The sequence below is a fragment of the Rhodopirellula halodulae genome (assembly GCF_020966775.1).
Taxonomy (GTDB): Bacteria; Planctomycetota; Planctomycetia; order Pirellulales; family Pirellulaceae; genus Rhodopirellula; species Rhodopirellula halodulae.
This window is the reverse complement of record NZ_JAJKFV010000003.1, coordinates 49,177-65,055: the sequence shown is the minus strand read 5'-3', so window position 1 is coordinate 65,055 and position 15,879 is coordinate 49,177. Positions and strand designations below refer to the sequence as shown.

12 protein-coding genes are annotated in these 15,879 nt (G+C 57.2%); 4 read left to right on the top strand and 8 right to left on the bottom strand.

Features of this window, described 5'->3' with window-relative positions; genetic code table 11:
- Window positions 1–290: 290 nt before the first annotated feature.
- From LOC70_RS03915 to LOC70_RS03905, 3 genes are all read left to right on the top strand, one after another.
- Window positions 291–1,199 (top strand): UDP-N-acetylmuramate dehydrogenase, encoded by a 909-nt coding sequence (locus tag LOC70_RS03915; RefSeq protein ID WP_230251969.1) that lies wholly within the window; start codon window positions 291–293, stop codon window positions 1,197–1,199.
- 10 nt (window positions 1,200–1,209) lie between these two features.
- Window positions 1,210–2,094: a hypothetical protein gene (locus tag LOC70_RS03910; RefSeq protein WP_230251967.1), complete on the top strand. Its 885-nt coding sequence runs from the start codon at window positions 1,210–1,212 to the stop codon at window positions 2,092–2,094.
- Between the two features lie 155 nt (window positions 2,095–2,249).
- Window positions 2,250–3,923, top strand: a complete 1,674-nt coding sequence (locus LOC70_RS03905) for a sulfatase family protein (protein ID WP_230251966.1) — start codon at window positions 2,250–2,252, stop codon at window positions 3,921–3,923.
- Window positions 3,924–3,927: 4 nt separating this feature from the next.
- Here the strand turns inward: LOC70_RS03905 and LOC70_RS03900 are convergent, their stop codons facing one another.
- The 4 genes from LOC70_RS03900 to truA all read right to left on the bottom strand — a co-directional run bounded on the left by LOC70_RS03900 (window position 3,928) and on the right by truA (window position 9,090).
- Complete coding sequence (locus tag LOC70_RS03900; protein ID WP_230251965.1) at window positions 3,928–5,274, bottom strand: lipopolysaccharide biosynthesis protein; 1,347 nt, start codon at window positions 5,272–5,274, stop codon at window positions 3,928–3,930.
- A gap of 124 nt (window positions 5,275–5,398) precedes the next feature.
- Window positions 5,399–6,364, bottom strand: coding sequence for an FHA domain-containing protein (locus LOC70_RS03895; RefSeq protein WP_230251964.1), 966 nt, complete (start codon window positions 6,362–6,364; stop codon window positions 5,399–5,401).
- A 106-nt stretch (window positions 6,365–6,470) separates the two neighbouring features.
- Window positions 6,471–7,925: a serine/threonine protein kinase gene (locus LOC70_RS03890; protein WP_230251963.1), complete on the bottom strand. Its 1,455-nt coding sequence runs from the start codon at window positions 7,923–7,925 to the stop codon at window positions 6,471–6,473.
- A 256-nt stretch (window positions 7,926–8,181) separates the two neighbouring features.
- Window positions 8,182–9,090: a tRNA pseudouridine(38-40) synthase TruA gene (truA, locus tag LOC70_RS03885; protein WP_230251962.1), complete on the bottom strand. Its 909-nt coding sequence runs from the start codon at window positions 9,088–9,090 to the stop codon at window positions 8,182–8,184.
- A 181-nt stretch (window positions 9,091–9,271) separates the two neighbouring features.
- Here truA and LOC70_RS03880 point away from each other — a divergent pair, with 181 nt between their 5' ends.
- Window positions 9,272–9,727 (top strand): hypothetical protein, encoded by a 456-nt coding sequence (locus LOC70_RS03880; RefSeq protein WP_230251961.1) that lies wholly within the window; start codon window positions 9,272–9,274, stop codon window positions 9,725–9,727.
- 38 nt (window positions 9,728–9,765) lie between these two features.
- Here LOC70_RS03880 and LOC70_RS03875 read toward each other — a convergent pair whose 3' ends face one another.
- The 4 genes from LOC70_RS03875 to LOC70_RS03860 form a co-directional block, all read right to left on the bottom strand.
- Window positions 9,766–11,244: a vitamin K epoxide reductase family protein gene (locus LOC70_RS03875; RefSeq protein ID WP_230251960.1), complete on the bottom strand. Its 1,479-nt coding sequence runs from the start codon at window positions 11,242–11,244 to the stop codon at window positions 9,766–9,768.
- Between the two features lie 813 nt (window positions 11,245–12,057).
- Window positions 12,058–13,572 (bottom strand): 4-alpha-glucanotransferase, encoded by a 1,515-nt coding sequence (gene malQ / locus LOC70_RS03870; protein ID WP_230251959.1) that lies wholly within the window; start codon window positions 13,570–13,572, stop codon window positions 12,058–12,060.
- Window positions 13,573–13,702: 130 nt separating this feature from the next.
- Window positions 13,703–14,860 carry a cyclic dehypoxanthinyl futalosine synthase gene (mqnC, locus tag LOC70_RS03865; protein WP_230251958.1) on the bottom strand — a complete coding sequence of 386 codons (1,158 nt, stop codon included), beginning with the start codon at window positions 14,858–14,860 and terminating at the stop codon, window positions 13,703–13,705.
- A 155-nt stretch (window positions 14,861–15,015) separates the two neighbouring features.
- A complete protein-coding gene (locus tag LOC70_RS03860) occupies window positions 15,016–15,834 on the bottom strand; it encodes a menaquinone biosynthetic enzyme MqnA/MqnD family protein (protein ID WP_230251973.1) in 819 nt (272 codons plus the stop codon).
- Window positions 15,835–15,879: the final 45 nt, after the last annotated feature.

Here is a 15,879-nt window from a genome sequence, read left to right as displayed (position 1 = left end):
TTCTACGACATACTTCCTTGATGTACCTGGCATCTCTGATCCTCCTGTACGAGATGCCGAGAGCATACAAAAGCATGACAATTAGAGATAGAGCAACTACTACGCGATAACCGGTAGGTCAGGCCGTGCCTGACGAATGTCGAGGCTGAGAGTCTTCAACGCGGCGTTTTCCAGGACGTTTTCTGTACGGGAATCCAGATTGCCAATTTCGGCTGAGACTGCGAAACTGGCGTTCGCGTGCCGCACCCCGGGGTGTCGGCTTTCAGTACTCGCACCGGCAAATGATCGACGTGTCCTCCGCTCCTTCCGAAACAATCACTGAATTTTTCCCCGCTGAACTCCAGCACGTGGTCCGCGAGAACCAACCACTGCGTGAGACTCTGTGGTTGGGCATTGGTGGCCCAGCACGTTTCTTGGCCGAACCGGTCGAGATCGAGCAGATCGAGAAGCTTTACGCCGTCGCTCGCGAAAAAGGCTTGGCGCTTCGGGTGCTGGGGCAGGGAAGCAACGTGTTGGTCCGCGAAGCCGGTTTTGATGGATTGGTCATCACGTTGGCGTCTCCCGCAACCAGCAACCTGGAAATTCAAGGACAGAAACTGGTCGCCGGTGCGGGAGCCAAGTTGACTCACGCGGTGATCAAGACCGTCGGCGAAGGACTGGGCGGGCTGGAGCACCTGATCGGAATTCCGGGCAGCATCGGTGCGGCGGTCGTTGGAAACGTTTCTGCGGAAGGTCGTGACATCGGCTCCGTAGTCGAATCGATCGAAATCATCGACGAAGAAGGCAAACGCAAAACGATCTCTGGCGAAGAAGCGGGTTTCGCACACCGTCAATCCACGTTGATGGGAACCGTGGTGCTTTCCGTCACGTTCTCGCTGGAACCCAAAGAGGTCTCGGCATTGACCAAACGCATGCAGAAACTTTGGATTCACCGAGGGCAACGCCGGCCATCCGAATCCAACCGCATCGCGATGCCGTTTATCGATCCCGACACCACGTCGGTCAGCGAATTGATCAACAGCACCGGATTGGCGGGGGTTCGTGAAGGCGACGTGTCGTTGGACTCGAACGCACCCCACTACTTGATCGCTCATGAAAACGCGACCAGCGAGCAGTGCGTGAAGCTGATTGGCCGCGTTCGCGAACAGGTTCTGATGCAAACCGGGATCGACTTGCAGTTGAATCTGCAAATTTGGTAACCGTACTCGGATGAGCGAGTCGCCTCCATCCGAAAAACGCCCGAAGCTGATTCGACGCAAACGCGATCGAGTCGCCGAAGAACCGTCCACGACGGTCGGATGGGTGCGTGGCTTGATCGCGGCGCCCGCCGTGCTGTCGATCTTGTGGCCCGCCATTCTATTGGTGGTCGGCTACGCGGCTTGGCAAACGTGGGGTGCCGACTACTACGCGGCGACTTGGCACGGCATTCAGGTACAACAGATCTCGGTCACACCGCCGCCTGATTACGTCCGAACCGACATCGTCGAATCGGTGTATTCCGAGACGGCGATGAAAGACATGTCGTTGTTGGACACGCAAGTCACGGCCAAGGTTGCATCGGCGTTTGCCAGTCATCCTTGGGTCCATCGCGTGGTGGGCGTTCGCAAAAAAGCCAAAGGCCAATTGGACGTGCGGCTGGACTATCGGTTGCCAGTTGCGATGGTTTACGTCGTGGATCCGAAGACCGGCCCGGGTTTTTTGGTCGTGGACGGCGAAGGCACGTTGCTGCCCAGTGACTTTGCACCGTCGGAGACCGAAAACTATCTGCACATCATCGTTCCCGGTGCGTATCACACCGGACGTTTGGGGACTCCTTTCGGAGACACCCGCGTTCACTCCGCCGCGTTGTTGGCTCGGTTGTTGGCCCCGCATCGCGAAGAATTGAAATTGCAAAGCATTGGCGTCCACGGGGACCTGCATCAGAACCCCGTCGTGCAATTGGAGATCGCTCGGGAAGACGGCGAACGATGGTTCTGGGGCAGCCCGCCTGGGGAAGAAGCCAACGACGAAGTTCCGGCTTTGATGAAACTGAAAGCTTTGTTGGCCGGAGCACCGGTGAACAGCGATCTGCGTCAGATTCAAGTTCTTCAGTGATCTGCCGATCACGAATGCAAATACTAGCCGGCGGAGCAAGCATCCGCGTTGGTTCTCCGCTACGATTGCTCTGCATTGATTGAGCTTCTTTGCTGGCGAGCGATCTGCGCAAGCGACAGCAAGGCTCACGAGTTTTCACGCTGAGGATCCCCACCTTGTTTCAATTGCGTTTGATTGCGTGCCTGCAGATTGGTCCCGCGGCATCGATTGCTGCTGTTTTGTTGTGCTGCATGATCGTTCCGTGTGGCGATCAAGCCTTTGCCGATCAACCATCAAACGATCAGCGGCCGAATGTCTTGGTCGTGATCTCCGACGACCAGTCGTACCCGCACGCGTCGGCGTACGGTTGTGAATCGATTCAAACACCGGCTTTCGATCGGGTCGCAAAAAGCGGAGTTCTCTTCCACAACGCGTTCACGCCGTCGCCCGGATGCAGCCCCATGCGAGCGGCGTTTTTGACCGGACGCAACATCTGGCAAATCGAACATGCGGGGACGCACGCCAGTTCGTTCTCGACGAAGTACGAGGTCTATCAAGATCGCCTGGAGGACTCGGGTTACCACGTCGGTTACACCGGCAAAGGTTGGGGCCCGGGCAATTGGAAGATCAGTGGACGGGATCGCAATCCGGCTGGGCCGAGTTTCTCAAAAGCGAAGATGAAGTCTCCCGGCGGCATCAGCGCAACCGACTACGCGAAGAATTTCGAAGCGTTCTTGAACGCCAAACCCGACGACGCACCGTTCAGTTTTTGGTTCGGCAGCCACGAGCCGCATCGCAGTTTTGAAAACGGCATTGGCATCCAGAATGGCATGGATCCGTCGACAGTGCAGGTCCCCGCGTTTCTGCCTGACACGCCAGAGATCCGCAGCGATATCCTGGACTACTGTTTTGAAATCCAGTGGTACGATGACCACCTCGGGCGTATGTTGGATCTGCTGGAATCAAAAGGAGAGCTTGAGAACACATTGGTCATCGTGACCAGTGACAACGGAATGGCTTTCCCGCGGGCGAAAGCGAACGTCTACGAATACGGCATCCACATGCCATTGGCGGTCAGTTGGCCAGCCCGTGTGCCAGCAGGGCGCGAAGTGGATGATTTGGTCAACTTGATCGATCTCACCGCGACCATTTATGACGCTTCGAAAGTGTCGCCACCTGAGTCAACGCCGCTGAGCGGGAGCAGTTTGATGTCGTTGCTGCAGTCAGACCGGACCGGCCATGTGGAGCCTCAACGCGATGCGATTTTCTCCGGTCGCGAACGTCACTCGTCCGTCCGATACGCGACGCTCGGTTATCCGCAACGTTGCATTCGCACACAGAAGCACCTGCTGATTCGAAACTTTCGTCCGGAACGTTGGCCGGCGGGTGCACCGCAAAAATTTGGATCGGGTAGCTATCCAAACAAACAAGCGATTCTCGCGGAGAAGCAGGGGCCGATGCACGAAGGGTACCACGACATCGATGGCTCGCCATCACTGACTTTCTTGGTCGATCATCACGCGGATGACGAGCTTTCAAAGTATTTGGACTGGGCGGTCAGCAAACGCCCGGCGGTGGAACTGTACGACATCCAGAATGATCCCGCTTGCTTGAACAACTTGGCCGACTCGGCGGAGCATGAAGAAGCGAAGCAATCCTTGCTGCGGCGTCTGAACGACTACCTGACGAAAACCGGTGATCCTCGCGTGGTCTCGGACAACGAAGGCGATGTCTGGGAAACCTATCCGCGATACAGCGGTTTGCGTTGGTTTCCGGTTCCGGATTGGGCAAAGCAGCAACCTGACCGAGTGCCAAATCTGCCTTGGTTGGAAGAACGCCGACCGAAATGAGTTGTCAGGCGAGCGATTGCTCTTGTTCGCGAACGTCCGCGTAGACGATGGCGGATAGCCAGACCAAGCAGATGACCTGACCGACGAGAGCGGCCACAGCAATCGCGATGGCACCATGAGTTCCGACAAACGCGAACGTGATCGCAAGCATCACTGCGGCAGCCACAATTCGGCAACGAATGGGCGCCAGCGGCTTCCCGCGGCCTTTGACATAACTGTCGAGGCCCTGCAGCACGCCTTTGATCGCAGAAACGGGTGCCAGCCACAAAGCGAAGACAATCGCCGGGGCGAAGTCTTCCCCGTAAACCAATCGAACCAGCGGGCCAATCAGCACCATGAAGGCGACGGTGGACAGCGTTTGGATTGCGAATGATCCACCGAGAATGCGATGAACGTCGGATGTCTTGAGTCGTTGGTTCCGGTCGGCGGCGGTGTTGAAAAGAAAGATCCCCAGCGTGTTTGGAATCACGGTCAGCGGATAGACCACGGGAACCATCGCGGCGTAGTAGCCTTGCGTGAGCAACGGCACCAACCACATGACCAACAACAAATCCAAACGCTCAAAGAGGTCCGTGGCCAACATAGAGATTCCGTACGGACGGCTTTCTTTCAGCAATCGATCGACGCGTGGTTCGCTGGGTCCGGTCAGCGGTTTGGGCAATCCAATCAAACAAGCCGCGATCGAGATCACCGATGCGATTACGAACAAACCGCAGGCGAGATGCAGCGTGACTTCGGTCAACAACGCCGCCACCAGCAACAACGCGGGGAATGCGGCAGCCGCGATGAAACGCCGAATGTTGTAAGGTGTGAAGTCGCCTGCACCGCGGTCGACGGCGGTCATGATCAACATCACATGTTGGCCGATGACACTGAACGCACAGATGCATCCCAGCGTCATCAGATACGCCTTTTCATCGGGCAGTGCGATCAGGTTGCAGGCCAACACCAACCCGGTGGTGATCACGCCGGTGGTCAACCCCAGCCACATCGCCGCTCGGCGGAGTTGAACCGTTTCGACGGTCTTGTCGGCAGCGTATCGGCAGATAACTTCCAAGCCGCCGAACAACCCGACGTAGAGTAGCATCTGAACGTACAGCACCGTCGTGGCGTATTCGCCTCGCCCCACCGGACCCAGCAGTCGGGCGAGCAAGATGCCTTGTGCCATTTGCAGGGCGACAATTCCGAATGCGAAGCCGACGGTTTGGGCAAAGCTGAACGCTCGCTTCCATTTCGCGGTTCCGCCGGTTCGGTCCGAGTCTTCGCCGGGGTGTTCACAAGCTGCGTTGGTCGCGGAATTTGTGGGCACCGCCTCCCCCGCGATCGCAATCCCACCATCGTGGGAACTCACCGAAACCGCGCACGGTTCGTTGCCGAGGTTGGCTGCGTCGAATTGCAACGCGTCGGTAGAGCGGGGGTCGGATGCCATATGCGGAGCAGTATAGTTGCGATCAGTGCATCCGCCTTGACCCCCATCAGTCGATTCCGTCCACAATCCGCACTTCGGGTCCGCTCCAGAATTGAACGGCTTGGTAGGCACCAAACACGATGACGCCAACCGTCATCACGCAGGCCGCCAACAGCTTGACTTTGTCCCAATCGATGCGTTGCAAGACGCTGGGACCGCCGCTCGAGGCCCGCTTAGCCGCCCGCGAAGGTGCCGAGTTCGAGGTCGAACCGCGATCAGCGTCTCGTTGGCTAGATGGAGCATTCGTTTCGTTGTCCGCCACGTCATCGTCAAAAAAATCTTCATCCGCGTCGAAGATTCCTGACTCCGATGCGGCTGCGTCTTGAGCCGCCGTCTTCGCTCGGATGTTGTCATAGCGAGCTTCGCGGGCGACGTCGTCTTCGGCCTGCAAGAACGACGCGATGTCGACTTCCTGCCAAGCCTCACCTTGAATCAACGAGAAAGCTGGCGTTTCCGAGCGTTGTTTTCGTGCCGGTTTGGCGTCGATCTTCGCGTTGGTGGATTCGGCAATTCCTCGCGAAACGGCTGGCTCAACGCCGGGCAGAGTCTGCGATTCCGGATCGCTGATCACCGTGTCAGCACTGCTGACCGTGGCCGAAGATGTTTTTTCAGCATCGGTGCGAATCGACCCGGCATCGATTCGCGTTCCGTCTTGGATCGTCAGTTCGAACGCGATTTTTCCGCAGCGAAGCTCGGCGCCGTCGACCAGTTCGACCCACGTGCGTTTTGGTATGCGAGTGCCATCGACCCGAGTGCCGCTGGTGCTGTCCAGATCGAAGATTCGAAAACGCGGCGGCGAGCCATCGGGAATTTCCCAGTGCAGCAAGCAATGCCGCCGACTGACCGATCGACTCTTGGGCCGAATCTGACATTCACGATCCCGACCGATCATGTAGTAACCGGTGTGGATCGGTGCCACTAAACCAGCTCGGCTGCCGGTGGCGAGAATCAGTTGGGCGGAGCTATCGGTCACCAGTGCAGTCGGTCTTTGTTCGGAAGGGGATCCAGTTCGACCTCTTCGGCGGCCGCCCAGTCCAGCGGATGCAATCATAACAAGCTGTTCAAATTTTTCCGAGGATTCAACCGCCCTCAATCACGACAACCTGCTTGCCACTTTCCATCGCCTTGATCTTGGGAGACGCTTTGTCTTCAGGCTTCGAGATCGTGTAGACAGCCATTCCGACGACCGTCATCAATGCGATGACTGCGATTGCCAATCCCATCCCCAGCATCAGCGTTTGGCTCTGGTCGTTGTCGCGGGGCGTTGATGTTTTGGAGGAAGGCAAACTGGACGCGGGCATCGGCGGCGACGGCGGCAAGCCGGCGGTGCTTCCGGGAAAGGCACTCGGGGTGGTCGCGGCACCAATGTCAGGCAGCGTGCTGAAGTCGAATTCTTCGGGTTCGTAAATCGATTCGTCCGGGTCGGAGCCGCTGAAGACTGATTGGTCCTCCATCGTCGCTTGGTAGAGCTGACTATCGGCCAAGGTGTCTTGGGTCGATGCGATCGCGGCGAGCGGTTGATGATTCTTTTGTTTCAATCCTGCGGAGCGACGGATGCGATCGAATTGACCGATCAATTCCAAAGCCGACGGGGGACGGTCTGCGGGCTTCTTTGCCATCATTCGCGTGAGCAAATGAGCGAGCGGTTCGGGACAGTCCGGTCGAAGTTTGCGAACGTCCGGGATGGGGGCGGTTTGATGTTTGGCCAAACGCTGTGCGACCGTGTCGCCCTTGAACGGTGGTCGGCCCGTCAGCAGGAAGAACAACGTGCAGCCGAGCGAATAAATGTCGGCTCGCGCATCCACGCTGTGACTGTTCAGCGCTTGCTCGGGTGCGACGAAGTCGGCGGTCCCCGTCAGTCGTCGCTTATTTGGATCGCCGGTGCTTTCTGACCAACCAATGCGTGCCAGCCCCATGTCGCTGACTTTGACCACGCCATCACTTCGCAACATCAGGTTGGATGGTTTGATGTCGCGGTGAATGATCCCGCGTTCGTGCGCGTGAGCCAAACCATTGGCGGCTTGGTAAACCGCGTCCAATGCGGCGGCGACGGACATGACGCCATCGCGCGCGACCACTTGATGCATGTCAATTCCGTCGACGTACTCCATGACGATGTAGAGCTTGCCGTTGGATTGATTGAAGTCATACGCGCGGACGATGTTTGAATGATCCAATTGCGCTGACGCTCGGGCTTCTTCTTGAAACCGCTGAATACGACGTTCGTCGCGACTGGAATCGGAATTCAGAATCTTCAACGCCATCTGCCGCTTCATGACGTTGTGTTCCCCCAGGTACACCATGCCCATGCCGCCTTTGCCCAGCGGCCGAAGCAATTTGTACGCGCCCAGGAAGAAGCCTTTGCTCTTTCCCGCAAGAAGCTTGCTGGACTGCCAATGAGTCAGCAGCCCCGCGTTCATCATGCCATCCGCGAGGCGTTGTGGGGTGAACTTTCGGTCATCCGCCATCAGCGAAGCAACCACGGTCTTGATCTCATCCAATGTCACAACACCGGCGGCGATGGATCGTCGCACGAGCGATCGACTTTCCTCGTCGAGAATGGGTGCTGAGGCGGGAGGGCTCTCGCCAGACATAGAAATTTCGCATCAATAAGAGTGAAACCGGTGCGTGCAGTTTACCAATCGACCCCGATTTATCGAAGCAACAGTTTCCTTCGAAAAGCCCGCAAATCACGGTGTTTCTGATGCGTGGGGATGAAGTTTTGATGAACATTGTGAAGACGGCCACGGACGCTTCGCCCATCAGCTCGATGGACTTGGGAAAACCCTCTCAGTCCAGCACAAAGATTTCGTCCGGATAGTCGACGCGGCACAGGTACAGACCCTGCGGCGGTGCGGTCGGTCCAGCCTGCTTGCGATCGCGACTGTCGAGCACATGATCGATCCAGTCCAAACTTTGCTTGCCGCGACCGACCTCCAACATGGTTCCGATCAAGTTGCGAACCATGTTGTAAAGGAAGCCTTCGCCTTCAATTTGAAAGCACCAATGTTCGCCCTCCAAAGGAACGCCGGTTGGACCGCTGATCTCTCGTAGTAGCCACTTGGCGGAATCGATCGTGCGGACCGTCGACGGACGTTCCGCTCCCGTTCCTTGGAACGCACGAAAGTCGTGACGGCCGACGAATTTCTCCGCCGCGGCTTGCATCTTGTCATGATCCAGCGGTCCCGGCACGCGATGGACGTATCGATGAAAAAAGGGATCGCGTCCGCCGCCCACTTGAACGAGATACTGATACTGTTTTCCGATCGCATCGGCGATCGGATGAAAACGCTCACGCGTTTCGCGGACTTCCCGAACTCGAATGTCGTCGGGTAGTTTGCTGTTGATGGCTCGCATCAATGCGTCGGGCCCCGCCGACCAGTTTGACAGTTGGCATCGGGCGACTTGTCCCACCGCGTGAACGCCCGCGTCCGTTCGGCCACTCCCGAGCACTCGGACAGGCTTGCCCGCCAAAGGTCGCACGACGTTTTCGATCTCGGCCTGCACGGAAACATGATCGGGTTGGACCTGCCAACCGCAGTAGTTGCTTCCGTCGTATGAAACCGTCAGGTGGAACGTGCGGCCAGAAAAGCTGTGTTGCTCCTCGCGTGGTGCCTGATCGGATTGTTCGTGTTGGAATGATTCGTCAGGATTCACTTCATCGTCTTTGTTCGGTGTTTGGCCGCTACCAGTTGGCATGCTGCGTCTGGGACTCGGCCCCCTGCTTTCGGTCACGCGATGCTTGGGTGGCGATCGAACGTTGCCAAGGCTCCAATGGCGGCTCGACAGAAGCGCTAGCTCCTATCAAGCAACGCCAGTCAATTGGATCAACTGGCAAGTTTGATCGACCAACCGAGAACCACAACCCGCCGAGCCCCTCATGCCTCATCGCATTCGATTGCAACGTCCCTGGAAACGAGAAGTCTACTGCAACCAGCAACTGATTCACGTCGAAGAACGAGTCGATCTGCCCGATTCGCAGGCGATCATTTTGGATGAGGAAAGTGCCGCATCACACAATGTGTTCGACGTCACTTACCACCGATCGTTCAATTGCCCGACTGGATTGGAGCCCACCGACAAGCTTTCGATCGAGCTGCAAGAGCCCGTGAGCGGCGAGGTCGACGTGCGGCTCAACGGCGAATCATTAGCACGCGACGAAACGGTTGGGTCGAAAACCGACGCGACCGAAGAAGTGGGGATCTATTCAATCTCCCAACCGCTTCGGTCGCAGAACTCGTTGGAAATACATCTTGTGGTCACCGGCGAAGGCGGTGAACGTGGACTTCAATTGCAGCCCGAAATCGGTGGCGTCGCACTGAAGATTGATTCGTAGAGTGTGGTCGCTCTAGCGGTTTGACTCTGTAGTTCGGATCAGCCGCCCAAATTTTGCTCGATCAGCCGAATCATTGACTGCGAAGATTCGACCGCGCCGACGGTGGTTGTTTTTGGGAACAGCAACTTTGGAATCGTTCCCGATCCAGCACGTTGGTAAAGCTGAATGTGCTTGGCGATGTATTCCGACGGTGTCTTTCCCGCGAGCGTTGATTTCAGCTTGGCTTCGTCGACCAATTTTGATGCTTGGCTCAACGCTTGCGAATGGTTCGGTTTGGACTCGAACAAGTAAGCATGGAATTCGCCAAACTTTTCACGATCGACCATCCAGACGGCGACGGCCAGTTTCGCCAAATCGCAAGCTTCGCGATGCATGGCACCGGTGCTTTTGATGGCGGGATTGCATTGTCCGTCCAGTGGGACGGGCAAAGCCATCACAGCCAAACGATCGCCGAAGTGTTCTCGAGCGGCTTCCAGCGATGCATGTGTGCGTTGGCAATGTGGGCACGTGTAGTCGAACATCTCCACAAAAACCATGTCAGCTTCGGGATTGCCGATCAATGGCCAGTCCTTGGTCGACAGGCGAACCCCACCCAAAATCTGGGCCGTTGTTGGTTCGGCTTCGGCAGATGTCTCGGCGGTGACTTCTGCACTCAACAGGGTGGCTGGATTGACCATCGCCATCGTGAAGGCACTCGCGTCAAAGTTGGCCACGGTTGCGATCACGTCGCTTACAAGTTTCTCAGGTTCACGTTGCTCGTTCAGCGAGCTGACAGACGATGGGGGAGCGAACAATTCATTCGTGCCGGCATCATCCCCCGCATCGGATTCGGCTGGTGCAGCACCCGGAGCGGCGAAGACTTCGGAAGACTCGGTGTATTCGATGACTTCGAAAGTCTCTGGGGTCTCGGCAGCCAACTGCAAACCGATCATCATGAACAGGCCGGCAGCGGAGATAGCTCCCAACCAACGCAGCGATGGCGTTTGCAGTGGACGAGCGTAGAGGAAGGCTCCCGCCAGGATCAGACCCGCGAAGTGCGCGACCATGCAATACGGACACAGGTGCCCCAAGGCGAAAACTTGCAGTCCGAGGAACCACAAAGCGGCACCTCCTGCAGTCAACGCCACGACACCGATTGCCCCCCAGCGAGCCTTCTTCCAGGTTGCCGACGTTGGACGCATCAGAAGCAGACTGATCATCGCGACGTGAGTCAAAATGGCCGGCACGCTGACCGGAATGGAAGCAACTTTCGACCAACGACTGTGCAGCACGTGCCCACAATCGAACAGCTCACCGCCGCTGCACCCAGCGACCGGTGAGGAAGTGAAGGAGGACCACGCCAAATACGAACTGGATGCCAATGCGACAACGCTGCAGGCCATCATCAACCATTTCACGTTCCAGCGGATGGACCGCCAGTTCACACCCGTCGACCGCGACCCCCGCCAATTCGCGGCGGTGTTTTGGAGGTTGGGAAGTGCGTGAGAGGCCGAAGAGTGGTAGTCAGCGGTGGCCATGGTCAGTCCAGAACCGGGAGGGAAAGTCTTGATGCGAGTCGCCCAATCACCAACTCTAGGTTGCGGCGAAAGGTGCGCGGTTGAGGTTGCAGATTTTGTGCCAACGCCGGGACGGGGAATCTGGTTTACCGGAGAATTGTGCGGTTATTTCGTGTTTCGCCCTCCGCGATGGTCGGCACCCGATCAGTTTGCTAGCAAAAAGACCATTTTCTGTCGTTTTGTGAAGCGGCGCGGTTCAGTACGAGTTCGATTGAGACGCGGAAGCCCCGGACGTTGAAACGCGATGAGCCCGAAAGGTGTGACGCAGGCCTCGCCAGAGCGAGTTTGCGTCTCAAAGTGTCGCGTTTTAGGTATCCCATGAGTCGCAAATTGCGACGATCCGGGAGTTATTGAAGAGATCGTCGTTGTTCGGGGCGACAACCGTCCCGTCGCCGACGGCGTAAAGAATTCGGGCATTCGGACGCGCTCCCCGTAGCCGAAGTCGTCAAGACTTCGGACGAGCATGGAACGAGCCTCCCAAATGTCGCGGATCGCTCCGCGGTCCGACGGTGGAGACCTCGCTTTGTTCCAAAGCATCGGTCGGGGCGTCATGTGAAACATGACCTACAGACGATCGCCCGTTGCCGAATTTGGACGCGCTACCTGTAACCGAAGTCGACAAGACTTCAGACAAAACTCCCGTAGCCGAAGTCGTCAAGACTTCGCCCGTACCCCGTAGCCGGATTCGTCAAGAATTCAGAACCGCACGTTTTCAAAACGCGTCGGTTGGATTCCATCGAACGCTCCGCCAAACGTTCCAGCGATCGTCGGCTTTCAGGCAGGCGTGACTTCGTGGGTCAGACGATCGCGTTGTTGGCAGAGCGACGCCAGACGCTCGGCGTGTTGCATCGTCAACATTTGTGGCTTCAACCGCCACGCCCAGTTGCCGCTGGCCACGCCAGGCAAATTCATCCGCGCTTCGTTGCCCAAGCCCAGCACGTCTTGGATGGGAACGATTGCGATTTCGGCTTCGGATGACATCACCGCGTCAATCAACTGCCAGTGAATGTCTTCCTCGCCGTGGATCACATCGTCCAACGGGTCCGGGCCCTCTTCGGGCGGTTTGCGAAGGTGGTACCAACCCATCACGGTGTCATTGTCGTGCGTGCCCGTGTAAGCCACGCAGGATTCGGTGTAAGTCGACGGGCGATGGAAGTCATCTTCCATCGTGGCGAATCCGAACTGTAGCACCCGCATCCCGGGGAAGCCAAGTTTCTCACGCAGTTCATGCACTGAGTCCGTGATCATGCCCAAATCTTCCGCAATAAATGGAAGCTCGCCCAACTCTTTCGTCGCGGCATCGAACGGCTTGGTGCCTGGTCCCGTTTTCCATTGACCGTCGATCGCCGTTTCCGCGCCGTAACGAATTTCCCAATACGCTTCGAAGCCTCGGAAGTGATCAACACGCAACAGATCGAACTGCTGCAATGCTCGTCGGAAACGAGCCGTCCACCAAGCGTAGTTGGCTCCTTCCAGTGCATCCCAATCGTATTGCGGGTTGCCCCATAGCTGCCCCGTTTCGCTGAAGTAATCCGGCGGAACACCCGCGACCAATTTCGGCGTGCCGTCTTCGTTCAGAGCGAACATGTCCTGGTTGCCCCAAACATCAGCGCTCTCGTAAGCGACGAAGATTGGCATGTCGCCACAGAGCTGAACGCTCTGCTGGTTTGCATAAGCCTTCAAGCGATTCCACTGACGTTCAAACAAGAACTGCTTGAATCGCGAAAAATCGATTTCGCGCGAGAGTTCTTGGCGGGCTTGCCCCAGGGCATCGGCGTCCCGTCGTCGGATTTCATCTGGCCAATTGGCCCAGTGCGAATCCTCGAACTTGTTCATGAAGACTTCGAACAACGAGAACTCATCGAGCCACCAATCGTTCTCATCGATGAACAATTCAAACGCGATTTTGAACTCGCGGGGTGGTGCTTCGCAGAACCGTTCGTAGGCAACACGCAACTTCGGCAGTTTGAATTCATGCACCGCGCCGTAGTTGACGAACGCGGGATCACCTTCAGGAAAGCCTTCCAAGTCGGCGGCGTCGAGCAAGCCCTCTTCGACCAGCGTTTCCAAACTGATGAGCAAAGGGTTGCCCGCAAACGCGGAGTAAGCGCTGTAGGGCGAATCACCGTAGGCGGGTGGGCTGAGCGGCAAGATTTGCCAAATCGATTGCCCCGCCGCATGTAGGAAGTCCACCATCTGGTAAGCCGCTGAACCCAGATCACCAATGCCCAACTCAGACGGCAAACTGGTGATGTGACAAAGGATGCCGGAGGATCGCGGGAATCGCATACGCTTGGTCGGGTTGGCGATGGAACGGGCGGTGAATCAAAGATGGTCAGCGAATGAGCCACGACGAAGCTGACTTGGAGCAACTCAAAGCAACTTTCGCACCAGTGTTTGAAAGACTACCGAAGTTCGGTCACACCGCCAATTGGACCAACTCGCGAGCGGACTGTTCTCCGTTGGCTTCGATCGCTTTCTTCTCCAGCGCTTCGTCAACCAAATTGTAGTGCACATCGCGTTGGCGAGCGATGAAACCAAGCTCTTCAATTGCCTCACGAATTTGTTGCAACGACAAATAGTGCACCGTACCGGCCTCCGCGACGACGTTTTCTTCGATCATCAAACTGCCCATGTCGTTGGCACCGAACATCAACGCCATTTGCCCAATCTTCAAACCTTGCGTGACCCAACTACTTTGAAGGTTGGGAATGTTGTCCAGATACAATCGAGAAACCGCCAGCATCTTCAGATACTCGAACGATCCCATCGGACGGATGTGATCCATCTCGGTGTTGTCGGGTTGGAATGTCCAGCAGATGAACGCGGTGAAGCCACCGGTTTCGTCTTGCAAGCTTCGCAGTCGTTCCAGATGCTCGACGCGTTCTTCCAACGTTTCGACGTGGCCAAACATCATGGTGCTGCTGCTGACCCCACCCAGTTCGTGCCACACTCGCATGACGTTCAACCAGTCATCCGTCATGACTTTGCCGCGAGTGATCTCAGCGCGAACACGATCGTTGAGAATCTCCGCTCCACCGCCTGGCACACTGCCCAATCCCGCGTCCTTCAATCGCGACAGGACTTCACGAAGTGGTAGTTTGTTGACCTTGGTGAAGTGATGCAGTTCCGGTGGCGAGAAACCGTGAACGTTGACATCAGGAAAACGCGATTTGATGTCGCCCAGCATCTCCTCATACCAGTCGAGTTTGTACTTGGGATGCAGACCACCTTGCAGCAAGATTTGGTTGCCGCCGAGGTCGACCGTTTCCTGAATCTTCTGCAACAACACTTCTCGCGGCAACACGTAACCTTCGTCGCTTTTGGGGCCGCGATAGAAAGCACAGAAGTCACACACCGCGGTGCAGACATTGGTGTAGTTGATGTTCCGATCGACGTTGTAGGTGCGATAAGGCTCCGGGTGTTTGGCTCGTGAAACCTTCTCCGCCGCGGCGCCGATTGCCGCCAGGTCATGACTCTCGAGCAACGTGACTCCTTCGGCTGGAGTCAGACGGTCGCCCGCAACGGCTTTGTCGAGGATGTCTTGGACGGCGTTCGAGTTTGCGGGAGCGTTCATCGGTTCGTTGCAGTGAAGGAAGCGTTCGGAGTTGAGCGTGGGGGCAGGTGGGGCGTTCGGTGGGAACGGGCGATTGGCGGGGGCGTCCGGTGGCATTGGGTATACGGAGCGTCCGGTGGAACCGGACCTACTGGGATTGTCCGGTGGAACCGGACCTACGGGGTGGTGTGGGGGGACGCGGGGACCAAACCTAGATGTTCGGCTTTTTCGCGGAAGGCTGCCAGTCCCGATCGCTCGCCGTTTCCGAGCTGGAAATGCAGATTCTCAGCGAAGTAACGGTGTAGGTCTTCGACCGTCAGCCCGTGCGGGGCGGCTTCTCGTTTCGCAATGGTCTCGAAGCAAGCCAAGCCTTCATCGCGAGACGTATTCAAAGCGGTTTCAATCAATTCACGAAGTTGCGGATCGGCGATGGCGGATCGACGAGCCACCCACATGGCGAACACAAACGGCAACTCCGTCCATCGGCACCAACGATCTCCGAGGTCCCAAATTTCTTGATACTTGCCCGGTGCCGGGTGCATCGCACGATCACCAATCATCAGCAACGCGTCCGCGTCGACTTGATCGGGCGACGCCCCGATTGGAAACGGGACGGTTTGCGGGCGAATGCCATGCATCTCCGCCAGCAGGATCTGCGACATTGCTGCGCTGGTGCGACTGCCTTCGTCCAACGCCAACGTTCGAACCTTCGACATCGGAACGCGGCTGAGCACGCGGACGCTCCACACCGGGCCTCGACACGCGATCGCGGCGTTTGAAATGATTTCGTATTCGTCACCGCCACGAAAATATTCCACGCTGGGGATCAACGCGATGTCCAACTCCCCGGCGGCCAAATCGCGAGCCAATCGCGACGGCAGGTCCAAACGCAATTCGCCACGCTGTCCGTGCTGATCGAGCGATGCCAAGTGGTCCGGCAAAGTTTCGATCAGCGGTTTGGTATTCAGGTAGGAAACGGCACCGAGGCGAAGCATGGAAACACGTGTGAAAGACAGCGGAAGTAGCGTTTTGAAGCGAAC